The organism is Escherichia sp. 93.0816, from assembly GCF_013368855.2.
Taxonomy (GTDB): Bacteria; Pseudomonadota; Gammaproteobacteria; order Enterobacterales; family Enterobacteriaceae; genus Escherichia; species Escherichia ruysiae.
On the sequence record NZ_JABWNC020000001.1, the window covers coordinates 425,447 to 449,028 of the forward strand.

At 51.8% G+C, this 23,582-nt stretch carries 21 protein-coding genes; 8 read left to right on the top strand and 13 right to left on the bottom strand.

Annotated features, from left to right (window positions below; genetic code table 11):
• Nucleotides 1-19: 19 nt before the first annotated feature.
• On the bottom strand, nucleotides 20-1,393 hold the full coding sequence (gene mdtK / locus HEM79_RS02200; RefSeq protein ID WP_001174971.1) for a multidrug efflux MATE transporter MdtK: 1,374 nt from the start codon (nucleotides 1,391-1,393) through the stop codon (nucleotides 20-22).
• A gap of 215 nt (nucleotides 1,394-1,608) precedes the next feature.
• Between mdtK and HEM79_RS02205 the strand changes: the two genes are divergently transcribed.
• Entirely contained in the window at nucleotides 1,609-2,235 is a 627-nt protein-coding gene (locus HEM79_RS02205) for a riboflavin synthase (RefSeq protein ID WP_000493959.1), read from the top strand.
• Nucleotides 2,236-2,283: 48 nt separating this feature from the next.
• Here the strand turns inward: HEM79_RS02205 and cfa are convergent, their stop codons facing one another.
• The gene (gene cfa, locus HEM79_RS02210) at nucleotides 2,284-3,432 is read right to left on the bottom strand and encodes a cyclopropane fatty acyl phospholipid synthase (protein ID WP_176241118.1); all 1,149 of its coding nucleotides are present in this window, start codon (nucleotides 3,430-3,432) and stop codon (nucleotides 2,284-2,286) included.
• Nucleotides 3,433-3,721: 289 nt separating this feature from the next.
• Nucleotides 3,722-4,933 carry a purine nucleoside transporter PunC gene (gene punC, locus HEM79_RS02215; protein WP_001182342.1) on the bottom strand — a complete coding sequence of 404 codons (1,212 nt, stop codon included), beginning with the start codon at nucleotides 4,931-4,933 and terminating at the stop codon, nucleotides 3,722-3,724.
• A gap of 112 nt (nucleotides 4,934-5,045) precedes the next feature.
• Here punC and punR point away from each other — a divergent pair, with 112 nt between their 5' ends.
• A complete protein-coding gene (punR, locus tag HEM79_RS02220) occupies nucleotides 5,046-5,978 on the top strand; it encodes a DNA-binding transcriptional activator PunR (protein WP_000269487.1) in 933 nt (310 codons plus the stop codon).
• Here punR and purR read toward each other — a convergent pair.
• Nucleotides 5,975-7,000, bottom strand: a complete 1,026-nt coding sequence (purR, locus tag HEM79_RS02225; RefSeq protein ID WP_000190978.1) for an HTH-type transcriptional repressor PurR — start codon at nucleotides 6,998-7,000, stop codon at nucleotides 5,975-5,977. The genes punR and purR overlap by 4 nt on opposite strands.
• A gap of 297 nt (nucleotides 7,001-7,297) precedes the next feature.
• Here purR and cydH point away from each other — a divergent pair, with 297 nt between their 5' ends.
• Both cydH and HEM79_RS02235 read left to right on the top strand, forming a co-directional pair.
• Nucleotides 7,298-7,387 (top strand): cytochrome bd-I accessory subunit CydH, encoded by a 90-nt coding sequence (cydH, locus tag HEM79_RS02230; protein ID WP_000102278.1) that lies wholly within the window; start codon nucleotides 7,298-7,300, stop codon nucleotides 7,385-7,387.
• Nucleotides 7,388-7,552: 165 nt separating this feature from the next.
• A complete protein-coding gene (locus tag HEM79_RS02235) occupies nucleotides 7,553-8,722 on the top strand; it encodes an MFS transporter (RefSeq protein ID WP_105284827.1) in 1,170 nt (389 codons plus the stop codon).
• A 154-nt stretch (nucleotides 8,723-8,876) separates the two neighbouring features.
• On the opposite strand, the gene sodB is transcribed toward HEM79_RS02235, so the two are convergent.
• Nucleotides 8,877-9,458 (bottom strand): superoxide dismutase [Fe], encoded by a 582-nt coding sequence (gene sodB, locus HEM79_RS02240; RefSeq protein ID WP_000007278.1) that lies wholly within the window; start codon nucleotides 9,456-9,458, stop codon nucleotides 8,877-8,879.
• A gap of 127 nt (nucleotides 9,459-9,585) precedes the next feature.
• Nucleotides 9,586-10,413, bottom strand: a complete 828-nt coding sequence (mepH, locus tag HEM79_RS02245) for a peptidoglycan DD-endopeptidase MepH (protein ID WP_176241117.1) — start codon at nucleotides 10,411-10,413, stop codon at nucleotides 9,586-9,588.
• A 334-nt stretch (nucleotides 10,414-10,747) separates the two neighbouring features.
• Between mepH and grxD the strand changes: the two genes are divergently transcribed.
• Nucleotides 10,748-11,095 carry a monothiol glutaredoxin 4 gene (grxD, locus tag HEM79_RS02250; protein ID WP_000108172.1) on the top strand — a complete coding sequence of 116 codons (348 nt, stop codon included), beginning with the start codon at nucleotides 10,748-10,750 and terminating at the stop codon, nucleotides 11,093-11,095.
• Nucleotides 11,096-11,144: 49 nt separating this feature from the next.
• On the opposite strand, the gene HEM79_RS02255 is transcribed toward grxD, so the two are convergent.
• The 5 genes from HEM79_RS02255 to nemR all read right to left on the bottom strand — a co-directional run bounded on the left by HEM79_RS02255 (nucleotide 11,145) and on the right by nemR (nucleotide 18,823).
• Nucleotides 11,145-15,758 (bottom strand): ATP-dependent helicase, encoded by a 4,614-nt coding sequence (locus HEM79_RS02255; protein WP_176241116.1) that lies wholly within the window; start codon nucleotides 15,756-15,758, stop codon nucleotides 11,145-11,147.
• 92 nt (nucleotides 15,759-15,850) lie between these two features.
• Nucleotides 15,851-16,498: a ribonuclease T gene (rnt, locus tag HEM79_RS02260; RefSeq protein ID WP_001282285.1), complete on the bottom strand. Its 648-nt coding sequence runs from the start codon at nucleotides 16,496-16,498 to the stop codon at nucleotides 15,851-15,853.
• A gap of 102 nt (nucleotides 16,499-16,600) precedes the next feature.
• Nucleotides 16,601-17,008, bottom strand: coding sequence for a lactoylglutathione lyase (gene gloA / locus HEM79_RS02265; RefSeq protein WP_001237802.1), 408 nt, complete (start codon nucleotides 17,006-17,008; stop codon nucleotides 16,601-16,603).
• A gap of 80 nt (nucleotides 17,009-17,088) precedes the next feature.
• Entirely contained in the window at nucleotides 17,089-18,186 is a 1,098-nt protein-coding gene (gene nemA, locus HEM79_RS02270; protein WP_176241115.1) for an N-ethylmaleimide reductase, read from the bottom strand.
• A 37-nt stretch (nucleotides 18,187-18,223) separates the two neighbouring features.
• Nucleotides 18,224-18,823 carry a DNA-binding transcriptional regulator NemR gene (nemR, locus tag HEM79_RS02275; RefSeq protein ID WP_176241114.1) on the bottom strand — a complete coding sequence of 200 codons (600 nt, stop codon included), beginning with the start codon at nucleotides 18,821-18,823 and terminating at the stop codon, nucleotides 18,224-18,226.
• Nucleotides 18,824-18,925: 102 nt separating this feature from the next.
• Between nemR and HEM79_RS02280 the strand changes: the two genes are divergently transcribed.
• From HEM79_RS02280 to sodC, 3 genes are all read left to right on the top strand, one after another.
• Nucleotides 18,926-19,165 (top strand): DUF1289 domain-containing protein, encoded by a 240-nt coding sequence (locus tag HEM79_RS02280; RefSeq protein WP_176241113.1) that lies wholly within the window; start codon nucleotides 18,926-18,928, stop codon nucleotides 19,163-19,165.
• A gap of 48 nt (nucleotides 19,166-19,213) precedes the next feature.
• Nucleotides 19,214-20,110, top strand: coding sequence for an aldo/keto reductase (locus HEM79_RS02285; protein ID WP_000250648.1), 897 nt, complete (start codon nucleotides 19,214-19,216; stop codon nucleotides 20,108-20,110).
• A 79-nt stretch (nucleotides 20,111-20,189) separates the two neighbouring features.
• Nucleotides 20,190-20,711 (top strand): superoxide dismutase [Cu-Zn] SodC, encoded by a 522-nt coding sequence (sodC, locus tag HEM79_RS02290; RefSeq protein ID WP_000819797.1) that lies wholly within the window; start codon nucleotides 20,190-20,192, stop codon nucleotides 20,709-20,711.
• Here sodC and HEM79_RS02295 read toward each other — a convergent pair whose 3' ends face one another.
• The gene (locus tag HEM79_RS02295; RefSeq protein WP_176241112.1) at nucleotides 20,712-22,724 is read right to left on the bottom strand and encodes an FUSC family protein; all 2,013 of its coding nucleotides are present in this window, start codon (nucleotides 22,722-22,724) and stop codon (nucleotides 20,712-20,714) included.
• Nucleotides 22,724-23,581 carry an efflux RND transporter periplasmic adaptor subunit gene (locus HEM79_RS02300; protein ID WP_176241111.1) on the bottom strand — a complete coding sequence of 286 codons (858 nt, stop codon included), beginning with the start codon at nucleotides 23,579-23,581 and terminating at the stop codon, nucleotides 22,724-22,726. The genes HEM79_RS02295 and HEM79_RS02300 overlap by 1 nt, the downstream gene beginning before the upstream one ends.
• Nucleotide 23,582: the final 1 nt, after the last annotated feature.

Genomic DNA, 23,582 nt, shown 5'->3' on the forward strand with positions numbered 1-23,582 from the left:
GAAGGTTGCGCCTTGTTTTTTAGCGAGCTGCTCGTTGCAGAATGATGGCTGATGGCAGACGTTGCAGGAAACGCATACGCAGCATCATCATAATAGCGGCAGAAGTCAGGCCAATAATAAAGCCGATCCAGAAACCTGCTGGCCCCATTGGTTCAACTACCAGATCGGTCAGCGCCAGAATGTAGCCGCTCGGCAAGCCTAATACCCAGTACGCCGTAAAGGTAATATAAAAAATCGACCGCGTATCTTTATAACCACGCAAAATCCCACTGCCGATAACCTGTATGGAGTCAGAAATCTGATACACCGCCGCCAGCAACATCAAATGTGCCGCCAGCGTTACGACCTCAGGATTATCGTTATACAGCAGGGCAATCTGCTCCCGTAGTGAAACCGTGAAAATTGCGGTCAGAGTCGCCATACAAACGCCAACCATAAGCCCTGTTCGCGCGGCTGTTTGTGCATCCAGCGTTGAGCCCTGACCCAGACGATAACCAACACGGATGGTTACTGCTGCGGCCAGCGACATTGGAAGAACGAACATCAACGAACTGAAGTTCAGTGCAATCTGGTGGCCTGCCACATCGATAATACCGAGTGGAGATACCAACAGCGCCACTACAGCAAACAGTGTCACTTCAAAGAACAACGCCAGCGCGATAGGTAGACCAAGTTGCACCAGCCGTTTCAATGCGGCAGGATCGGGTTTAGCGGTGCCTTTTTCGTTGCGGATATCGCGCATGGAACGGGCATGTTTAATATAAGAAACCATGGCGAGGAACATCACCCAATACACAGCCGCCGTCGCTACACCACAACCGACGCCACCGAGTTCAGGCATTCCGAAATGACCATAAATAAAGATATAGTTAACCGGAATGTTCACCAACAGGCCAATAAAACCCATCACCATCCCAGGTTTGGTTTTTGCCAGACCTTCACACTGGTTACGCGCGACCTGGAAGAACAGATAGCCCGGAGCACCCCACAGCAGTGCACGCAGGTAACCTACCGCTTTATCGGCGAGCGCCGGATCGATATTTTGCATGGAGCGGATGATATAACCCGCATTCCACAGAACCACCATAATGAGCACCGAGACAAAGCCGGCTAGCCAGAAACCTTGTCGTACCTGATGCGCTATGCGTTCACGGCGACCAGAACCATTCAATTGCGCGATCACTGGCGTCAACGCAAGCAGCAATCCGTGCCCGAAAAGAATAGCCGGGAGCCAGATAGATGTACCAATGGCGACCGCCGCCATGTCGGTGGCGCTATAGCCGCCCGCCATGACAGTATCGACAAAACCCATCGCTGTTTGGGCGATTTGCGCGAGAATCACCGGGATTGCTAATGCTAATAACAGACGCGCTTCACTGATATACTTCTGCACGTGAACACCTTTTATATTGTTGTTATATGAGAGACTAAAAAGCCGCCTGAATGGGCAGCAAAAAGAAGAAGCAGGGGAAATTCAGTCTATTGTAGCGAGGATTTATTAATTCTCCAGTGAAAAAATAACCATTCAGCCCCCTTTACTGGTAAGGGTGTTTCCCACCTGCTATTGTGCTGAACAGAATGCCTTAACTGATTTCAGGAGTTGTAAGTATGTTTACGGGGATAGTGCAGGGCACTGCAAAACTGGTGTCGATTGACGAGAAACCAAATTTTCGTACTCATGTGGTTGAGTTACCTGACTATATGCTGGATGGTCTGGAGACCGGTGCGTCTGTGGCACACAACGGTTGTTGCCTGACCGTGACGGAAATCAACGGTAACCATATCAGTTTTGATCTGATGAAAGAGACATTACGCATTACTAATCTTGGCGATTTACAGGTTGGGGATTGGGTAAACGTTGAGCGTGCGGCTAAATTCAGTGATGAAATTGGCGGACATTTAATGTCGGGTCATATTATGACCACCGCTGAAGTAGCGAAAATATTAACCTCTGAAAATAATCGCCAGATCTGGTTTAAAGTGCAGGATAGTCAGTTGATGAAATATATCCTGTACAAAGGATTTATCGGAATCGACGGTATTAGCCTGACCGTGGGCGAAGTAACGTCAACACGTTTCTGCGTGCATTTAATTCCGGAAACGCTGGAACGTACCACTCTCGGTAAGAAAAAACTCGGAGCGCGCGTCAATATTGAAATCGATCCACAAACTCAGGCAGTGGTAGATACGGTAGAACGTGTGCTGGCGATGCGGGAAAAGGCGCTGAATCAATAACGGACTTAAATATGATATCGCCCCCAAACGGGGGCGATAGAATAACATTTAGCGTGCAACCCGAAGGCCGTTTTCGACCCCTCGAGAGAACACCACTTGCCAGAGCTGAATATCACGGGCGCGGAAAGCACCAGCGCAAGCATTCAGATAATAGGTAAACATCCGTTTAAAGCGTTCACTGTAATTATCCGCAATTTCCGGCCATGCGGCGAGGAATCGCTCATACCAGGCCATTAGCGTGGTATCGTAATCGGCGCCAAAGTTATGCCAGTCTTCCATCACAAAGTGTGGTTCGCTGGATTGAGCGATCTGGCGTACAGAGGGCAGACAACCGTTCGGGAAAATATATTTATTAATCCACGGATCAACATTCAGATCGGTTTTTTTCGAGCCGATAGTATGTAACAGGAAAATACCGTCCGGTTTCAGATTGCGATCCACCACCTCAAAATAAGTGTTGTAATTTTTCGGCCCGACGTGTTCGAACATTCCCACTGAAACAATGCGGTCAAATTGATCGTTCAGGTCACGGTAATCTTGCAGCAAAATGGTGACATCCAGACCTTCACAGCGATCCTGAGCCATTTTCTGCTGTTCAGCAGAAATGGTGACACCTACCACGCTTACGTCATAGTTAGACGCCATGTAGTGCGCCAGTCCGCCCCAGCCGCAGCCAATATCCAGTACACGCATCCCTGGCTTCAACTGCAATTTTTCGCAGATCATTTTAAGCTTCGCTTGTTGGGCAGACTCCAGATTATCGGCATCTTTCCAGTAAGCGCAGGAATATTGCATGAAGGGATCAAGCATACGGCTGAACAGGTCATTACCCAGATCGTAATGCTCTTTGCCAACTATCCAGGCACGTTTTTTACTCTGCAGATTGAAGAGACGAGCGCCTGCGATGCGCAGAGTGTCTTTGAAATGATGGGGGAGTTGGTTTTCGAGACCTGCGCGTAAGACTTTGCTAAAAAACATATCCAGTCGTTCACATTCCCACCAGCCATCCATATAACTTTCGCCTAACCCCAACGAACCTTCCTGTAGAACGCGTTTAAAAAAATCGGGGTTTTTAACACGAATATCCGCCGGGGCAGAACCGTTGATGGCTATACCGGCGCGGCTAAGTAATTCGTTGGCGATTCTGTACCAGTTGTCATCCGGTACGCTGACTTCTTCTATACACGATGAACTCATAGTTTCTCCATCACTGGTCGGTGATCAGAACCTTAAAACAGCGTAGACGCTTTTTGGGCTTTGTGAGAAATCTCGCAGAAAATCCGCGAGTCTATAATCCGACGTAGAACAGAGGGAAAGGAGGAACCCTTGCCGAAATGACCATCCATAGCAATCCGGGAACGCTCCTGTCCCCGTAAAAACATAATATTTATCGTAATCTTAACAACTGGAAATTAGTATAGGCCGCTAATTTCAATCATACAACAAAATTTTGTTAGCAGCCTAAGTATAAAGATGTCGATATAGATCAATGTGATTCGCTATGAGCGACTTCGGCATTGCCATGATTCTGGCAACCAGGTTCTTCACAACGTTGCATCATGTAACCCAGAGAAGCCAATACCACGGTCGATAACATCACGCAGGTGGTGGTGAGCAGTGGTGTGCTAACGCTGATGAGCCAGGAAACCACAAGGCTTGCGAGGAAGCACAGTCCCAGTTGCAGTGTGTTCTGCAATGCTGCGGCGCGGCCGGTCGCATGTGGGAAGGGGCGCAGCGCCTGGGCGACAACAATCGGGTAGATTGCGCCGTTGGCAATAGCCATCACACAGAATGGGATCAGAATTTCGACCAGCGAAACATGGCTAATGAAGCCAGCAGCCCAGGTCGCCACGACGCTGACAGCAAACAGCGCCAGCAGCCACGGTAATAATTGTTTGCCTTGCCATTTCTGCAATGCTGCGCGACAGCCATAACCACCAATCAGAAACGCGATGGTTTGTGGTACATAACTTAAACCAATGACTGCCGGGCTATAGCCCATCTCGCTAAGGATGAACGGTGAACCGGTCAGCCAGGCAAAGAAACTGGCTGAACAGGCCGCATAAATCAGCACGTTGCCGCGATAGGTTTTTGAACGCAGCAGATCGGTAAAGGTCAGTCCATCCTGACTGTCGTTACGTGCTTTAGTCGTGGGTTTAAGCCAGAAAATGGGCAGAATCAGCACCACGGTAATGGCAAATAAGGTCGCGAAAATCGCCTGCCAGGAAAAATGAACCAGCAGCCAGCTACCTAAAAGAGGAGCAAGGGCAGGAGAGAGTCCCACTAATGGCATGATAGTGGCGAAAATACGATTCACTTTTTGTGAAGGATAGTAATCCGTCACCAGCGCCTGCCAGATAACTGCGGCGGCACAGACACCAACCGCTTGCACAAACCGTAATACCAGCAGAGTGATGGCGTTATCCACCCATAACATCCCCAGACTACCTAACGCAAAAATTGTCAGGCCGATTAATAACACCGGTTTACGACCATAACGGTCGGAGAGCGGCCCCCACAGAAGTTGGGCTGCGGCAAAACCGGCAAGGAACAGACTAAGGCTGGCACTGACAGCAGACGCAGGCGTTTGCAAATCGGCCTGAATGGCGGCGAAAGCGGGCAGATACATATCGGTTGCCAGAAAACCGAGTACGCTCAAACCCGCCAGCCAGACTAAAAATCTTTTCCCAGGTTGCATGTATATTCTCTAAATTTCTCAATTAAACACCGTCGCAAAGTGTAGGGAGTGAAATTCCTGTTGTGAAACGGTAATATTTGATGACTGGTTTCAAAAATTTTGCAGGCAAACTATGTGGTCTGAGTATTCTCTCGAAGTGGTTGATGCGGTGGCGCGTAATGGCAGTTTTAGTGCTGCGGCTCAGGAGTTGCATCGCGTTCCTTCAGCGGTCAGCTATACCGTGCGTCAGCTGGAAGAGTGGCTGGCGGTGCCGCTTTTTGAACGGCGTCATCGTGATGTGGAACTGACCGCTGCCGGGGCGTGGTTTCTCAAAGAAGGGCGCTCTGTTGTCAAAAAAATGCAGATCACGCGCCAGCAATGTCAGCAGATTGCGAACGGCTGGCGCGGTCAGTTAGCCATTGCGGTGGATAATATCGTCAGGCCAGAACGTACACGGCAGATGATCGTTGATTTCTATCGCCATTTTGATGACGTTGAACTTCTGGTATTTCAGGAAGTATTCAACGGTGTCTGGGATGCGCTTTCTGATGGGCGCGTGGAACTGGCGATTGGCGCGACACGAGCGATTCCGGTGGGCGGTCGTTATGCCTTCCGTGATATGGGGATGCTGAGCTGGAGCTGTGTTGTTGCCCGTCATCATCCGCTTGCGTCAATGAATGGACCATTCAGCGATGATACGTTGCGCAACTGGCCGTCACTGGTGCGCGAAGACACCTCGCGGACGCTACCCAAACGTATTACCTGGCTGCTGGATAATCAAAAGCGCCTGGTTGTACCGGACTGGGAATCATCGGCAACGTGTATTTCGGCTGGGTTATGCATCGGTATGGTGCCGACACATTTCGCCAAACCGTGGCTTAATGAGGGGAAGTGGGTAGCACTAGAACTGGAAAATCCATTCCCTGATTCAGCATGTTGTCTGACCTGGCAGCAGAATGATATGTCGCCTGCTTTAACCTGGTTGCTTGAGTATCTCGGCGATAGTGAGACGCTGAATAAGGAGTGGCTGCGGGAGCCTGAAGAGACTCCCGCAACGGATGATTAACGACGATAGTCGCGGAACGGGCCATCGGCCACGGAGCGACGTTCAATCAACCGTGGATGAACTTCAATTGACTGCGGTTCTTCGCGTTTGTTGACGATACGATCCAGCAGCATATTGAACGCCGTTTCACCCAGCGAATCTTTTGGCTGATGGATAGTAGTCAGTGCCGGGGTAAAGTAGCGAGCATTGCGCACGTTATCATAACCGATCAGAGAAACATCCTGCGGGACGCGCAGACCCATTTCATCAGCGGCACAGAGCGCGCCCATCGCCATAATATCGCCGCCACAGAAGACTGCGGTAGGTCTGTGCGGTTGCGACAGGATTTGCTGCATGGCGCGATAACCTGATTCAGGCTCAAAGTCACCTTGCACAATCCAGTTTTCCGGCACCTTGATCATGGCTTCTTCCATCGCTTTCATAAAGCCCGCCAGACGGCCAGCACCGGTGTTACGCTCCAGAGGACCAGGAATAACGCCGATTTCGCGGTGACCGCGTTCAATCAGATAGCGCCCGGCCATATAACCGCCTTCAAAAGCGTTATCGATAACCGCATCGGTAAAGTCTGCTTTTGCTTCACCCCAGTCCATCACCACCATCGGGATATGGCGATACTCTTCCAGCATCGCCAGCAACGGTTCCGGATACTCAGAACACATCACCAGCAGGCCATCGACGCGTTTTTGCGCCATCATCGACAGATAAGCCCGCTGTTTCTCAAGATTGTTCCACGCATTGCCCAGAATCAGCGTGTAGCCTTTCTGGAAGCAATTTTTTTCTACCGCTTCAATGATCTCGGCAAAATAGGCCGCTTCGCTGCTGGTCGCCAGCAAACCGATAGACTTGGTGTGGTTAACCTTCAGGCTACGCGCCACCGCGCTAGGGGAGTAGTGTAATTCTTTGATCGCTGCCCACACGGCATTGCGCGTTTCTTCAGCGACAAAACGTGTTTTGTTGATTACGTGTGACACAGTTGTAGTGGAAACGTTTGCTCGCTTCGCTACATCTTTTATTGTTGCCATTCCATTTCACTCCAGACCCTAACTTCAGCTCCTGCAAAATCGCAAGGTAAACGTTTGCCTTTACACACCTTACGCACAACAAAAGTGTTGCGGTACGCCGGGAAAATGACACAGAGCGTCAGGAAGGGGTCAATGGCCAGTACGCAAATAATGTAAGCGTGGAATTTTGGCCGATCTTGATGAAAAGGGGAAGTAGTAAAAACACTTATCATTATAAATGGCGGGAGATTTTTTCATCACAGTGTGTAAAAATGCGTAATATCACTTTTTGTGGGGTAATAAAAAGGAGAAAACTTGATGAGCACCGACCTTAAATTTTCACTGGTAACAACCATTATCGTTCTTGGTTTGATCGTGGCCGTGGGTTTGACAGCCGCGCTGCACTGATTTCCCCTCGAGGGAGCGCGTTCTCCCTCACATCTCCTTCCTCTTTGTTAGCAAAATGGCAAAAGTGTTTTCTCTTTTTGTTATTTTCATTCTTTTGTGATTGATGTCATGCTTTCGCCACTTTGATGAACATCGCGTGATGACGCGAAGAGGTGGAGATTAGGCATGAAAATTAACTATCCGTTGCTGGCGCTGGCAATTGGCGCGTTTGGTATCGGGACAACGGAATTCTCGCCAATGGGCTTGTTGCCCGTTATTGCGCGTGGTGTGGATGTCTCGATTCCAGTTGCCGGAATGTTAATCAGCGCCTATGCGGTTGGCGTGATGGTTGGCGCGCCATTGATGACGCTTCTGCTTTCTCATCGTGCCCGCCGCAGTGCGCTGATTTTCCTGATGGCGATTTTCACCCTCGGTAACGTACTTTCTGCCATCGCACCGGATTATATGACGCTGATGCTTTCACGCATTTTAACCAGCCTGAATCATGGGGCGTTTTTTGGCCTGGGGTCTGTCGTGGCAGCAAGCGTGGTGCCAAAACATAAACAGGCCAGCGCAGTTGCCACTATGTTTATGGGCTTAACCCTGGCGAATATCGGTGGCGTTCCGGCGGCAACCTGGCTTGGGGAAACTATTGGCTGGCGTATGTCATTTCTGGCAACGGCAGGGTTAGGCGTGATTTCAATGGTGAGCCTGTTCTTCTCGTTACCAAAAGGTGGCGCAGGAGCGCGGCCTGAAGTGAAAAAAGAGCTGGCGGTACTGTTGCGTCCACAGGTGCTGTCTGCATTGCTGACGACGGTGCTGGGCGCTGGTGCAATGTTCACCCTCTACACCTATATTTCTCCGGTACTGCAAAGTATCACTCACGCAACGCCGGTGTTCGTGACGGCAATGCTGGTGCTGATTGGCGTTGGGTTCTCTATCGGTAACTATCTCGGCGGTAAACTGGCAGATCGTTCGGTCAATGGTACGCTGAAAGGCTTTTTGCTGCTGTTGATGGTGATTATGCTGGCGATCCCGTTCCTGGCACGAAATGAGTTTGGCGCGGCAATCAGCATGGTGGTGTGGGGCGCGGCAACCTTTGCGGTCGTACCGCCGTTGCAGATGCGAGTGATGCGCGTCGCCAGCGAAGCGCCGGGTTTGTCTTCATCAGTAAATATTGGTGCCTTTAACCTTGGAAATGCGCTGGGTGCCGCAGCCGGTGGTGCAGTGATTTCCGGTGGTCTGGGATACAGTTTTGTGCCGGTGATGGGGGCGATTGTCGCGGGACTGGCATTGTTGCTGGTGTTTATGTCAGCCAGAAAACAACCTGAAGCAGTTTGCGTTGCCAACAGCTAATAAAACAAAAACGCAGAAGGCTAACCTTCTGCGTTACAGTTTGCAGGCAAAGTGCGATTTATCTTGCCGGATGTGGTGCTAACGCCTCATCCGCGTTTGCATGAAAAGACGCGTTAAGCGTTGCATCAGGCAATGTTGCATTTGCCATCAGTGATTATGCGGCGAGATTTTTCGCTACGAATTCCCAGTTTACCAGCGCCCAGAAGTGCTCCAGATAACCCGGACGTGCATTGCGATAGTCGATGTAATAAGCGTGTTCCCAGACATCAACGGTCAGCAGTGGAGTCGCATCGGTGGTCAGCGGAGTACCTGCGTTAGAAGTGGAAACGATAGCCAGTTTGCCATCGCTGTTTTTCACCAGCCAGGTCCAGCCAGAACCAAAGTTTTTGATCGCAGCATCAGTAAACTGAGCTTTGAAGTCAGCAAAGCTGCCAAAAGAAGCGGCGATAGCTTCAGCCAGTTCACCAGTAGGTTCGCCACCCGCGTTCGGTGCCAGGCAGTTCCAGTAGAAAGTGTGGTTCCAGACCTGAGCGGCGTTGTTGAATACACCACCTTCAGAGCTGCGAATAATCTCTTCCAGTGATTTACCTTCAAACGCAGTACCTTTGATCAGGTTGTTCAGGTTAGTGACATAAGTCTGATGATGTTTGCCGTAGTGATACTCGATAGTTTCCGCAGAAATGTGCGGTGCCAGAGCATCTTTAGCATATGGTAGTGCAGGTAATTCAAATGACATTGCTACTCTCCTTTATTATTAATTGGCATACGTACAATAGCCTTATTGTGCGTATGGATAGGGTAGCAAATTAAAAGGTGATACAAAAGATGAACTTACCCTGTTGCCGTAACAACAGGGTAAAGTTTTAGCGAAGTGTTTTTGGGGTCATCACCCGACGAGCGCCAACATAGTGGCGTTGCCAGTAATCTTCACTTAATGAAGTGATTTTAATTTCCTGACCACTGCGTGGTGACTGAATAAATTTGCCGTTGCCGACATACACGCCAACGTGATCGGCGGTTCCGCGCCCCTGAGTGCGGAAGAAAACCAGGTCGCCGTTTTTCAGTTCGCTGCGATCGATCGGCGCGGCATCACGCAGGTGATACATTTCGTTAGCCGTGCGTGGAATACGGATCTTCACCAGATCTTTATACGCGTAATAAACCAGCCCGCTGCAATCAAAACCGGTACGCGGTGAGCTGCCGCCCCAGCGATATGGTTTGCCAATTTGCTGCATCAGCTTATTCATAGCCACTTTTGTGGCTTTCTGTACTTTGGCTTTATGCGCGTCGGCGATGGTTCCCTGTGTGGCATTTTTGATTTTCACGCAACGTGACTTATAGCCTTTACGTTTGGTGCACTTTTCCGTAAAGCTGGCTGACGCCGTTTTATTGACGGCTTGTTTGCTGCGAGTTTTGGCGTTTTTAGAAGCAGTAATGGAGGATTTTTTAACGGAAGAAGCAGTTTTATTTTTAGTAGTACTTTTACTGGCGGCTTTTTTCGCTGTTTTCTGGTTGGTTTTATTGGTCTTTTTGGTGGTTGCCGTGCTTTTCTTTTTATCTGCTTTTTTGGTGATGTGAGTGGTAGCAGAACTCTCCCTGGCTTGCTTTGAAGCATGTGCCATAGGCGTAAAAGGCAGGGTAGTAAAAAGTAAAGCACAGAGCGTGATCGAAATACGGTTTATCCGCGCCACTGAGCGTCCCTCTGTTAAGGCAGGTCTATCATGCCTGCGTCTGATTTACAAAACTTGATGATTCTAATGCATAGAAGAAGAGAAAGTTAATAGCTTTTATTGTTAAAAAATACGTTTCGTCGGCGAGCGCAAAAAAATGCAGCAGGCAAAGCTAAAAATGGTTATAAAAACACCACGTTGTTGCGTGCCAGAGAAGAAAAGAATATTTGAAATGCAACATTTAGAGCAAAGGGATAAAATAGCAAAAGCGTGATGAAAATGTTATTTTCCGTTGCCGCACTGACCCGCTACAATGTCAGATTACTGCCGTAAAGAAGTTTGAGGAAGCAAGACAATGAGCACCACTATCGAAAAAATCCAACGCCAGATTGCTGAAAACCCGATCCTGCTGTACATGAAAGGTTCACCGAAACTGCCGAGCTGCGGTTTCTCTGCCCAGGCAGTCCAGGCGCTTGCCGCATGTGGCGAACGTTTTGCCTATGTTGATATCCTGCAGAATCCGGACATTCGTGCGGAACTGCCGAAATACGCTAACTGGCCGACTTTCCCGCAACTGTGGGTTGACGGCGAACTGGTAGGCGGCTGTGATATCGTGATCGAAATGTATCAGCGCGGCGAACTGCAGCAGCTGATCAAAGAAACTGCCGCTAAATACAAGTCTGAAGAGCCGGACGCGGAGTAATCCGTCCTGCAATACTGACGGATGCAAACAAGCATCCGTCAGTCCTTTTCTATCCCCAATCCAGCCCTTGTGGTGAACTTGAAAATCCCGCATCACGCAGCAGCGTAAACATCGGCGTTTGCCGGACGGGTTGATCATTCACTTCTGTCAGCGTAAAGCGCAGCCGAGGTTCGCGACGCAGCGCGGTGGTCAGCGCCTGTAAAACCTCCGACGCGAGTAATTCCTCTTTTTCCTGCCAGACCAGCATTTTTTTGCCACCTTGCGCCAGATAGAGCAACAATTTGCCGCCGGAAATGACCACCAGCGCACCCGCCCGACGCGTTGGCACCAGCGTTGCCGGATGTGCAGGCCAGGGCAGGATATTTCCCCACACATTAGCCGGATCGTTGGCAGAGAGCGCCACTGGCGTGAATTGCTGCGGTTGGCTGGCGGCGGCGAGATCGCGCAATCGGTCAATAGTCAGGCGATCAGCAAATTGCGCGCCGCCCAGACCTTCAACAAAACGACCACGCATAATTCGCCCTGAATCTTCCATGCTGCGACAAAGCGTTTGCATTGATGGAAACCCGCCAGGGATATTCTCGGCTATCACCGCCTGACGACTGATGATGCCGTAGCGGTCGAGCATATTTTCCGCCAGCGCCAGCATCCTTTCGGTATCGTTCAGTGGCTCCACCTGTAATAACGACCAGCGTCCAGCCAGCTTCGGCGTGTTGTAAGATACCAGCGGCGAGATGGGCAACGTATAGGCAGGACGTCCACGCCGAGCCCGGTGACTGCGGCGAGCTGAGGCGCGCGCGCTGGTACTGCTGCGGGTGAGGGCGCGTAACGGTGCCCAAATATCGCTGGTAATGACGCCTTGCCAGACCAGCTCCCATAACGCTTCTTGCAGGGGCGACGCATCTACCGGTTGACCGATTTTCTCGCCTACCCGTTGACCGATTTGTTGCGCAAACCAGGCACCACCATCAGCCAGAACCGCGATAATTGCTTGCTGAATCGCTGAACGTTTCGCGTGATCATTTTCTACTGGTGTTAACGATTCTGCGGCATATTCCTGCAAATGCAGAGCCACCAGACCGTCATCATCCCCCAGTCTTTTTTGCCCCGACCAGATAACTGCGCCGGTTGCCAGCAGTTCATCAAGCATTTCTGGCGAATAGTCGCGCACGCGGGCTGGCAGGATCTGGCTTTCCCAGAGTGAGGCGGGTAAACCAACACCGGCAAGTTGTTCGATAACCCGCATGACGCCATCCACACCCTCATAAACGCCTGTAGACGTTGTGGCAAAGAGCGCCGGGCTGCCATCGGTGGCGGGTAACACGCCCTGACGTTCCAGCAGCAATCGCGCATAGACTGTAGACGGAACTGGACGCGTCGCTTCTCTGGCAGCCTGCAGCGAGCGTAAGCGCAGACGACGGAAAACTTCGTCACTCACCCAGACGTCTTGTTGCAGATTCATCATCAACCCTTGCTCGCGCAGTTGCTGAAGTTGCTCTTCGACAATGGCAATACCGAGGCCAAAATCACGGGCAAGTTGTTCAGCCGTGACCAGGGCATGAGTCCGCAGATAGCGTAGAAAGAGATCGCGAAGCGGGGAATTTACGCGGTGCAGGTAGATTTCCGGCAGTGAGTGCGGCAATGGTACACCGAGGGCGTCTCGTAGCCTGGCTGCGTCATCCATACAGGCAAGACGCTCCTGACCTGCAATCATCGCCGGGAAGATTCGTTTTTCAGCGAGAAGATTTTCCACATACGTCTCAATTTCTTCACTGCTGCCTGTATGCCGTTGTACCAGATCCTCAACGGTCATTGGCCCCAGTTCGCGTAGCAGGTCAAACAAACCTTCTTCACCTTTCGCTTTTCTGCCAGCCGCCAGCCGCTGTAACTCTTCTTCCACCTGGCGAATGACCTGCGGGTCGAGTAATTCACCCGGATCGACCTGACCGAGTAGATTGCGCAACAGCTCGCTGTCCAGCGACAGTACGGACGCCCGGCGCTCTGCCAGCGGGGCGTCGCTCTGGTACATAAACTCCGCGACATAGCCGAACAATAAACTGGCGGCGAAAGGCGAGGGCGTAGTAGTCGTTACATCGGATATTTGAATTTCGCCACCGTTCAGGCGACGCATCAAACGTTCCAGTGCGGGAAGATCATAAACATCTTGCAGACATTCGCGTAGGGTTTCGAGAATGACCGGAAAATCCGGATATCCCTGAGCGATTTCCAGCAACTGACTGGCGCGCAGCCGTTGTTGCCAAAGCGGGGTGCGATGGCCCGGCGTGCGCCCCGGCATTAATAATGCCCGCGCGGCGCATTCGCGAAAACGGGCGGCGAAAAGTGCTGAGCTGCCCACCGCTTCACGGACAATTTGCAGCAACTTTTCCGGCTCAAACAAGAAAATGGCAGCATCAGGCAATTTGCCATCGGTGTCAGGAATGCGCGCAACAATGCCGTCATCACTGGCAACGACTGAGGCGTCTGCGCCCCATAGCGCATGTATTCGCCCGGCAATCGCCAGCGCCCAGGGTTCATGCACGCGTCTCCCATAGGGAGAGTGCAAAATAATACGCCAGTCGCCAATTTCATCACGGCAGCGTTCGAGAACCAGGTGACGGCTTCCGGGGACAACGCCCGTTGCGTTTCGCTGCTCGTCAATCAGCCCCTTAATATTGGCGAGAGTATTTTCTTCCGCCAGCCACGGAGGGATATTCGCGGAAAAGAACGCGCCATCCGCCAGCAAATGGAGAAAATCGCCGATCATCTCGCCTAATTCAGCGGGACGTCCGCTACCTTCACCGCGCCAGAAGGGAAGTCTGGCGGAGCGTCCGGGCGCAGGCGTCACAATCACCTGATCGCGGGTGATTTGCTGGATCCGCCAGGAGGTAGCCCCGAGGGTGATAATGTCATTCACCCGCGATTCATACACCATCTCTTCATCCAGTTCTCCTACCCGACGAGATCCTGCCTGTTCTTCACCTGCCGGCAATAACACGCTGTACATGCCACGATCCGGAATGGTGCCACCGCTGGTCACCGCCAGAAGTTGGGCGCCTGGACGCGCAGTTAATATTCCACTTTCCCGATTCCAGATAAGTTTTGGGCGAAAAGCGGAAAAATCACCAGAAGGATAGCGCCCGGAAAGCATATCCAGCGTGGCGTCAAAAACGCGCCTCGGTAGACTTTTCCACGGTGCGGCACGGCGCACGCGGGCGTACCACTCATCAACCTGTAAGGCGTCCATCGCCGCAGCGGCAACAGTTTGCTGCGCCAGAACGTCGAGTGGATTATGCGGTGGTGTCAGGCTTTCCAGCTTGCCAGCGAACATACACTCCACAATAACTGCGGAATCGACTAAGTCACGCCGGGTACGGGGAAAAAAAAGCCCTTTGGAGATGCCTCCAACCTGGTGTCCGGCGCGCCCAATGCGTTGTAACCCGCTGGCGACAGAGAGCGGCGTCGCCACCTGAATCACCAGATCCACCGCGCCCATATCAATCCCCAGCTCGAGACTGGAAGTGGCGACCACGCAGCGTAATTCGCCCGATTTCAGCGCCTGCTCGGTTATCGTCCGTTGTTCTTTAGAGACGGAACCGTGATGCGAACGGGCAATAAAAACGTCGCTACTTTGCACGCGGTTAGAGGTTGCGCCGGAGGTAGACTCAAAATTTGCCGCATCAACGGCGATAGTCGGGGCACGCTGTAATCGTGCGGCGTAAAGCTCATTCAGCCGTGCCGTCAGTTTTTCCGCCAGTCCGCGAGAATTGGTGAAAACAATGGTTGAGCGATGGCGCAACACTTCATCAAGAATGCCGGTTTCGATATATGGCCAGATTGATCCTTCTCTGCCAGCGTGGCTGTCTTCGCCGTTGCCGCTGGCGACCGATGAGACATCATCCATATTGGCGACAGGAACGACAATACGGATTTGTGGATGGCGCATTGCGGGCGGATTGACCACCGTAACCGGGCGATCGCCACCCAGAAATTCCGCCACATCGCTTGCTGAGCGCACGGTGGCGGAAAGACCAATTCGCTGTGCAGAGGTGTTTAGCAACGCATCGAGTCGCTCCAGGCTCAGTGCCAGATGTGCACCGCGTTTGCTGCCTGCCACGGCATGGACTTCATCAATAATCACCGTTTCGACGCCGCGCAGCGTCTCGCGCGCGCGGGAGGTCAGCATCAGGTAGAGTGATTCGGGCGTGGTGATCAGAATGTCCGGCGGATTACGGGTCAGTTTGCTGCGTTCCTGTGCGGGGGTATCGCCAGTGCGGATACCCACGCGAATGTTGACTTCCGTTTCGCCACGCCGCCGTCGCTCATCCGCAATGCCCTGTAACGGGATCTGTAAATTGCGCTGAACGTCGGCGCCTAAGGCTTTAATCGGTGAAATATAGAGGATGCGCGAGGTTTTACGCTTATGCGCTTCGCTTGCATGTTCTCCGCCTTCGCGGAAGAGTTGATCGAGGGCGTAGAGAAAAGCGGCCAGCGTTTTTCCGGAACCTGTCGGTGCAATCACCAGCGCATGTTCACCGTGTGCCGCCACATGCCAGGTTTGCGACTGGACAGCGGTCGGCTGTTTAAAGGCGCGAAGAAACCAGTCGCGGGTCGCCGGTGAAAACACGTCCGGCAGCGGCGATGAAAAGTTTGGATTATCTGCCATTAACGCTATTCCCCGTGAATATCATGCATGATGCGTGGAATAGCCTCACTATAGATGCCTGAATCATTGCATGTCATCAGGCATCGACTCGATTACACCTCTTCGGCGGCAGGTAGCGGCCAGCCTCCCAGACGTTTCCAGCGGTTGACGATTTCACAAAACAGCACAGCGGTACGTTCGGTATCGTACAGCGCGGAGTGTGCCTGAGTGCTGTCAAACTCCATGCCAGCGGTCTGGCAGGCTTTTGATAATACGGTTTGTCCGAGCGCCAGCCCGGCCAGTGCAGCAGTGTCAAAAGTGGCGAAAGGGTGGAACGGGTTACGTTTCAGTGAGGCGCGTTCTGCGGCGGCCATCATAAAGCTGTGGTCGAAATTGGCGTTGTGCGCCACCATAATGGCACGGTTACAGCCGCTCGCTTTAATGCCTTTACGGACAACTTTGAAAATTTCATGCAGCGCCTCGTATTCACTGACCGCGCCACGATCGGGATCGTTCGGGTCAATGCCGTTGAAGGCGAGGGCTTCTGGTTGCAAATTAGCGCCGACAAACGGCTCGACGTGGAAATGTAATGTGGTGTCCGGCATCAGCCAGCCTTGTTCATCCATTTTCAGGGTGATGGCGGCAATCTCAAGCAGCGCATCAGTTTTGGCGTTAAATCCGGCTGTTTCAACATCGATCACAACAGGATAAAAACCACGAAAACGGTCGCACAGACCGGTAAGTTGAGCGTTATCGGACATCTGATTCTCTTAATACGGAAAAATTGCAGCGCGCATTATGACAAATATTACCCGCTGATGCAGTAAAGATGCGGGCGTGATGAGTGCACGCCCGGCAGGAGATTAGTTGCCCAGACCGCGACCGGCGTCTTTCTCTTCGATCAATTCAATTTTATAACCGTCCGGATCTTCCACAAATGCGATAACCGTAGTGCCACCTTTTACCGGGCCGGCTTCACGGGTCACGTTGCCGCCGTTCTGACGGATTTTTTCGCACGCTTCAGCGGCGTTATCAACGCTAAGGGCGATATGACCATAAGCGGTGCCGAGTTCGTATTTATCCACGCCCCAGTTGTAGGTCAGTTCAATCACCGCTTCTTCGGTTTCCGGGCCGTAGCCAACAAACGCCAGTGAGTATTTGTATTCCGGGTTTTCGCTGGTACGCAGCAGTTTCATGCCCAGCACGTTGGTATAAAAATCGATGGAGCGTTGCAGATCGCCAACGCGCAGCATGGTGTGAAGAAGACGCATTTTTATATCCTCAAAATGGCTAACAGATTCAAAATGTTGTTTTAGTATAGCGGCGGCTTTGCGCCGCTCGCAATGTTGGATTACAGCGTAGGGTAATCGGTATAGCCTTCCGCACCGCCGCCATAGAAACTTTCAGCACGCTGTGGGTTAAGTTCGGCTTTGCGCTGCAGGCGGGCAACCAGATCCGGATTCGCAATCCAGTCGCGACCAAATGCCACCGCATCAATTAACCCTTTGCCGATCAGCGTTTCTGCTTTTTCTACTGTATATGCACCAGCCCCGATAATTGGACCGTGGAAACGGGCGCGTACTTTTTCGCGGAAAGCCTCGGTATATGGTTTGCCGCCTGCCCAGTCTGGTTCTGACATATGCAGATAAGCAATGCCGCGCTTGCCCAGTTGTTCAATCAGGTACAGCGCATCGGCTTCTTCATTCGGGCCGTTATCGGTATTCTGGAAAGTCCCGATTGGCGAAACGCGAATGCCAATGCGATCGGCACCCCATTCTTTTATTCCGGCATCAACGACTTCCAGTACCAGGCGTGCACGATTTTCCACGCTGCCGCCGTACTGATCGGTACGATGGTTTGAAGAAGGCGACAGGAACTGATGCAGTAAGTAACCGTGAGCGGAGTGAAGCTCCACCAGATCAAAACCGGCTTCACGGGCGTTAGCGATGGCCTGACGGAAATCGTTGACGATGCCCGGAATCTCTTCCAGCTCCAGTGCACGCGGCATAGATGTCTCGACGCGGATCGCCTGACCATTTTCATCGCGCAGAGAAGTACGGGTTCCCGCACTAAGTGCCGAAGGTGCTACCGGAGCCTGGCCGCCAGGTTGCAGGCTGGCGTGAGAAATGCGCCCCGTATGCCAAAGCTGTACGGCGATATGACCATTTTCAGCATGAACACCAGCGGTGATTTTTTTCCACGCCGCGATTTGCTCCGGGCTATGAATGCCAGGTGCGCCCGCATACCCTTTTGCCTGAGCGGAAACTTGAGTGGCTTCGCTAATAATCAAACCGGCACTGGCACGTTGGCGATAGTATTCCGCCATTAACGGAGTAGGGATATCACCCGGTTCAATGCTGCGCAGACGCGTCAGAGGGGCCATAAAAATACGGTTTGCCACCGTGATCGTGCCCACTTTTAGTGGAGAATACAGTTTTTCAGATGACATAAAGGCTCCCGGTCGTCTGGTGATGAAAAAATGCCTGCTAAACGGCAGGCGTCGCAATAATGGTTTTTACATGTGTCAGTGCGTTTTCCAGTGGCCCGGAACTGCGCGAAATTTTGGCCTGCAGATTTGCGCCCAGCCACAGCGCGTAAAGTACTTGCGCCTGTTGCAGCGGTTCGCCACAAAAGGTTAAACAGTGGCTGGCACGGCCATTTTCCAGTGCCTGGGCGAGCAGGGCGATTACCTGGCGTGTGCCTTTGTCCATTGCGCTGCGCATATCTTCTGACAGGTCACACACTTCGGCAGAGAGCTTTACTGTCAGGCATCCGCTGATAGTTCCATGCTGGCAAAACTGGTTAAGCGTCTGCTGGTAATAAGCCAGAATGCGGTCGCGGTAGTTACCTTCGCCGGATTGCAGCAACTCCGTTAGTCGCAGGTGATATGCCGCGTAATGGCGCTCAAGCATGGCAACGCCAAACGCTTCTTTAGAGCGAAAGTAGTGATAGAACGACCCTTTCGGCACTTCAGCGATTTTCAGTAACTCGCTTAATCCCATCCCGGTGAATCCACGTTGCAGGCAAAGTTGCTCACCCGTAGCCAGGAGGTGTTCGCGAGTATCATGTTCGGTGTGTTTGTTCATGCGTTCGAGTGTAGTAGACCAGTCGGTCTAGTGCAAGCAAAGTTGCTACTTTGGGCATTAACAGCTTCAATAGTGGTAATAATCTCATCTCAGGAGGGCGAAATGGCGGAGCAATTAGAGTTCTTTCCCGTCCAGAGCCCGTGCCGGGGAATTTGCCAGTCTGATGAACGCGGATTTTGTCGCGGCTGTTTTCGTAGCCGGGATGAGCGTTTTAACTGGAATAAAATGAGTGATGGCGAAAAACAAGAGGTGCTGCGCCTTTGTCGGCAACGACTTATGCGTAAATTACATGCAAATAAGCCAGCGTCATCAGACGAACCGGAGCAACCATCACTCTTTTGAGCCTAATCTTGCGTATACTCCTCTCATATCTGATAAGAGGAAGCGATTATGGTTCAGCGTATTACTATTGCGCCGCAAGGCCCGGAGTTTTCCCGTTTCGTGATGGGCTACTGGCGACTGATGGACTGGAATATGTCCGCTCGCCAGTTAGTCAGTTTTATTGAAGAGCATCTGGATCTCGGCGTGACTACCGTGGACCACGCTGATATTTATGGCGGTTATCAGTGCGAAGCGGCGTTTGGCGAGGCGTTGAAACTGGCGCCTCATTTGCGTGAACGAATGGAAATTGTCAGCAAATGCGGTATCGCGACGACCGCGCGTGAAGAAAACGTCATTGGTCATTACATCACTGACCGCGATCACATCATTAAGAGCGCCGAACAGTCGCTGATTAATCTTGCGACCGATCATCTGGATCTGCTGCTGATCCATCGCCCCGACCCGCTCATGGATGCCGATGAAGTGGCAGATGCGTTTAAACATCTGCATCAGAGCGGAAAAGTACGCCATTTTGGCGTATCCAACTTCACGCCTGCGCAATTTGCGCTGTTGCAATCGCGTCTGCCGTTTACCCTTGCCACTAATCAGGTGGAAATATCCCCGGTGCATCAGCCGTTACTGCTGGATGGCACGCTTGATCAACTGCAACAACTGCGTATTCGCCCGATGGCCTGGTCTTGTCTTGGCGGTGGTCGTCTGTTTAATGATGATTATTTCAGGCCGCTACGTGATGAACTTGCTGTGGTGGCGGAAGAATTAAACGCGGGCTCTATCGAGCAGGTGGTTTATGCCTGGATATTGCGTCTGCCATCGCAGCCGCTGCCGATTATCGGCTCCGGTAAAATTGAGCGTGTGCGGGCTGCTGTCGAAGCGGAAGCATTGAAAATGACCCGCCAACAATGGTTCCGTATCCGTAAAGCGGCACTGGGTTACGACGTACCGTAAACACTTTTAGGAATAGCCGCCGTTCAAATATGTGTCACTGGTTTACACTTAACGGATATGCACATTGAACGGAGGTCCTATGAAACGTTTTAGTCTGGCCATTCTGGCGCTGGTTGTTGCAACCGGCGCACAAGCTGCCAGTGAAAAAGTCGAGATGAACCTCGTCACGTCGCAAGGGGTTGGGCAGTCAATCGGTAGTGTAACGATTACTGAAACCGATAAAGGTCTGGAGTTTTCGCCCGATCTGAAAGCATTACCACCCGGTGAGCATGGCTTCCATATTCATGCCAAAGGAAGCTGCCAGCCAGCAACGAAAGATGGCAAAGCCAGCGCCGCAGAATCCGCAGGCGGACATCTTGATCCACAAAATACCGGTAAGCATGAAGGGCCAGAAGGTGCAGGACACTTAGGCGATCTGCCTGCATTAGTGGTTAACAATGACGGTAAAGCAACCGATGCCGTCATTGCACCTCGTCTGAAATCACTTGATGAAATCAAAGATAAGGCGCTGATGATCCACGTTGGCGGCGATAATATGTCCGATCAACCAAAACCGCTGGGCGGTGGCGGTGAACGCTATGCCTGTGGTGTTATTAAGTAATTAAGAGGTCAGCGTACCTTGCGGCGGCGCTTGCTCAAGTTGCGAAAGCGAGCAGTACAGACGCCAGACAATCGCCGCCAGCTCACGGGCAGCGGGTTGATGATGGTGGGCAAGGCTATCGCATATCCGCTGTAATTCTTCAAGTGTGGCCGCCAGTGATTTTTGCTGAACGCCACGCTCACTCATTACTCCCCGCAACAGCAAAATACAGTTATCCCGCACTCGCGATAACGGATCGGAACGCGACTCCCAGTCCCGCAATTGCCAGACAACATGTGAACAGTTCAGCAGCACCACGCCCCAGCGTAATAACCAACGGCGAGCCAGTGCATCCTGGCTGTTGCTCAACTGACTAACGTGGTGATAAGTAAGCGATTCAAATTCGCTTTCACTCAGGATTGGATGGCGGCTTAGTTGGTCGACAAAATCCCGGCGCAGTGCGCGAATATGACGACGGCTTTTACGGGCATCCGATCCTGGACGCAGAATGGCGAACGCTAACCACGCCAGCGCCACGCCAACAATTTTCGCCAGATTATCGTTAAGAAAGTCAGCAAAATCATACACCGGTGGGTTAGTGACAGCGATGAACGAACCCATAAATACAATCAGTTGTCCCCACAGCGCGGCAAATTTGGGCATCTGTAATTTGAGAAGTTGCATCGTTGCCAGTAGCGGGAAGAGAAACAGCAAAAATTGCCACAGATCGCTAATCTGAACCATCAGACCAAACTTAACCACAAAGCTAAATAGCGAAAGTAATACCAGCGTGCGCATAAGTAGCGACAGTGACTTAAACGGTGCCGCGACGGCGGAGTAGAGTACGCAGCTAATTGCTGCCAGTGTTAATGCATTGGCACCGGCATCCCATTGCGAGGCAATACTCCATGCGCCAATTATCATCAACGTACAAAATGTGCGCAGTCCACTCCACATAGCTTCGGCGTTATCGGTATGACGTGCCAGGCCGGCTGTTCGTGGGAGTCTGGCTCTATCATCTGTACCGCTTTCCAGACGATGTAGTTCCTGACTACTTTGCAGATAAAGGCGGCAAAAATAGCGTAGTCGCTGCCAGAAGGCGACGTGCCGATAGTCGGCTAAGTTGGTTGGGCGCAGTGGGGCAATGATACGTGCGACGGTGTAAAAATCAGTTTGCGAACTGGCAAGCGCCGTCAGCAACTGTTCGAGAATTTCACGTGTGGCGGCGGGCGTTGATGACCAGTTGAGCAACATACGTCGCAGGCTGGAGATGACGCTGGTCATGCGTAATTGCTGGTGAAGTAGCGCATTCAGGCGTGCATTTTGCTGGCGGAAACGATAGTGACTCCAGAACGCCTGAATGCGCAGCAAATTCATGGTTAATATTTGCCCAATGATTCCTTCATGTGCAGTGCGAATGGCATCGGTTGTTTCAGGCTGCCAGAGCAGGCTGGCATGTTCCAGTAAACGGGCATGCATGTTTTTCAACGCGGTTAAAAGCGCGGTGGCGTCGGAACTACTCGGCAGGATCATCATCATCATGCCACCGCAGAGAATACCGACGATGACTTCGCAAACGCGCGCCTGAGCGATATCCCATAACTGGCTTGCTTCCGTGATATTGACCATCGGAAAGGCGATAATGGCCGCAGTGTAGCCCGCCAGTTGGAAGGCATACGCCACGTTATTCGTGAAGTGCGCGCAAGCCCAGGTACAAAAGCCAAGCCACGCCGACATACTCAATAGAAAAAACCACGGCTCGTTAAGCGTATGCCCGGCAAGAATCAGTGCCGCAATGGCTCCCAGCAAACTACCAGCGATGCGTCCGAGACTTTTGCTGATGACTCCGCCAACGGTGGGAAAGCTTACCACCGCAGCCGAGGTCATCGCCCAGTAGGGTTCATCGAGATTTAAATAATAGGCAACCGTCAGCGCCAGGCACATGGCAATGGTATTGCGTAACGCATAACGCCATTGCGCCAGCGTGGCCCTGAACCAGGGCAAATTGCGCAAGAACCATGGCGATGCGCTCATTATTGACCTACGGCGATGCTACAGGTGGTGCCCGACACCAGCGTGACATCGCTGGGGACTTTATCCAGAGCAAAGCGGACCGGAACGCGTTGGGCGAGACGCACCCAGGGGACGTTAGGTTTCACATCCGGAATCAGGCTGGAATCACTTTCAACGCTCTGATCATAAATCGCCCGACCGATACTGGAAACGTGACCCTGTAACGTTTTGTTATCGCTATAGAGCGTAATTTGCGCTGGTGCACCATCGTGGATATGGCGCAATTTGGTTTCTTCAAAATAACCAATGACGTAAAACGAATGGCTATCCACCAGGGCAAACAGGGGTTTTCCGGTGTCGGCGTAGTCGCCGATGCGAGTAGTGAGATTAGTTATCCATCCACTCACCGGAGCGCGAATTTCCGTTTGCGCCAGTTGCCATTGTGCCTGTTTAAGCGTCGCCTGTGCGGCATCAACACTGGCCTGCATCGCTTTAACATTGAGGTTAGCGGTATCCAGCTCTTCGGCAGAGATAAAGTTTTGTGAGAGATGACGGCGACGGTTAGCTTCGTTATTGGCTTTGGCGAGGTCAGATTGCGCTTTCGTTAACTGTGCCCGGGCGTTCAGTTCGGCTATCTGAAAGGGCGTTTTATCGATGGTGAGCAAAATATCACCAGCATTAACCAACTGGTTGTCTTTTATATTCATCGCAACAATACGTCCAGACACCTGTGGCGTGATAGAAACCTGTTCTGCACGTATTTTTCCATCGCGTGTCCACGGTGACTGCATGTAATAGTTCCATAGCCACCATCCGGCAAGAATCGCAACAACCGCTACAATAATTGTTGAGAAATACTTAATTGTTTTAATTGACATA

Coding starts and splice junctions, on each gene's coding strand:
- HEM79_RS02205 (WP_000493959.1), top strand. CDS start 1,609: ATGTTTACGGGGATAGTGCAGGGCACTGCAAAACTGGTGTCGATTGAC.
- cfa (WP_176241118.1), bottom strand. CDS start 3,432: ATGAGTTCATCGTGTATAGAAGAAGTCAGCGTACCGGATGACAACTGG.
- punC (WP_001182342.1), bottom strand. CDS start 4,933: ATGCAACCTGGGAAAAGATTTTTAGTCTGGCTGGCGGGTTTGAGCGTA.
- punR (WP_000269487.1), top strand. CDS start 5,046: ATGTGGTCTGAGTATTCTCTCGAAGTGGTTGATGCGGTGGCGCGTAAT.
- purR (WP_000190978.1), bottom strand. CDS start 7,000: ATGGCAACAATAAAAGATGTAGCGAAGCGAGCAAACGTTTCCACTACA.
- cydH (WP_000102278.1), top strand. CDS start 7,298: ATGAGCACCGACCTTAAATTTTCACTGGTAACAACCATTATCGTTCTT.
- HEM79_RS02235 (WP_105284827.1), top strand. CDS start 7,553: ATGAAAATTAACTATCCGTTGCTGGCGCTGGCAATTGGCGCGTTTGGT.
- sodB (WP_000007278.1), bottom strand. CDS start 9,458: ATGTCATTTGAATTACCTGCACTACCATATGCTAAAGATGCTCTGGCA.
- grxD (WP_000108172.1), top strand. CDS start 10,748: ATGAGCACCACTATCGAAAAAATCCAACGCCAGATTGCTGAAAACCCG.
- HEM79_RS02255 (WP_176241116.1), bottom strand. CDS start 15,758: ATGGCAGATAATCCAAACTTTTCATCGCCGCTGCCGGACGTGTTTTCA.
- rnt (WP_001282285.1), bottom strand. CDS start 16,498: ATGTCCGATAACGCTCAACTTACCGGTCTGTGCGACCGTTTTCGTGGT.
- gloA (WP_001237802.1), bottom strand. CDS start 17,008: ATGCGTCTTCTTCACACCATGCTGCGCGTTGGCGATCTGCAACGCTCC.
- nemA (WP_176241115.1), bottom strand. CDS start 18,186: ATGTCATCTGAAAAACTGTATTCTCCACTAAAAGTGGGCACGATCACG.
- nemR (WP_176241114.1), bottom strand. CDS start 18,823: ATGAACAAACACACCGAACATGATACTCGCGAACACCTCCTGGCTACG.
- HEM79_RS02280 (WP_176241113.1), top strand. CDS start 18,926: ATGGCGGAGCAATTAGAGTTCTTTCCCGTCCAGAGCCCGTGCCGGGGA.
- HEM79_RS02285 (WP_000250648.1), top strand. CDS start 19,214: ATGGTTCAGCGTATTACTATTGCGCCGCAAGGCCCGGAGTTTTCCCGT.
- sodC (WP_000819797.1), top strand. CDS start 20,190: ATGAAACGTTTTAGTCTGGCCATTCTGGCGCTGGTTGTTGCAACCGGC.
- HEM79_RS02295 (WP_176241112.1), bottom strand. CDS start 22,724: ATGAGCGCATCGCCATGGTTCTTGCGCAATTTGCCCTGGTTCAGGGCC.
- HEM79_RS02300 (WP_176241111.1), bottom strand. CDS start 23,581: ATGTCAATTAAAACAATTAAGTATTTCTCAACAATTATTGTAGCGGTT.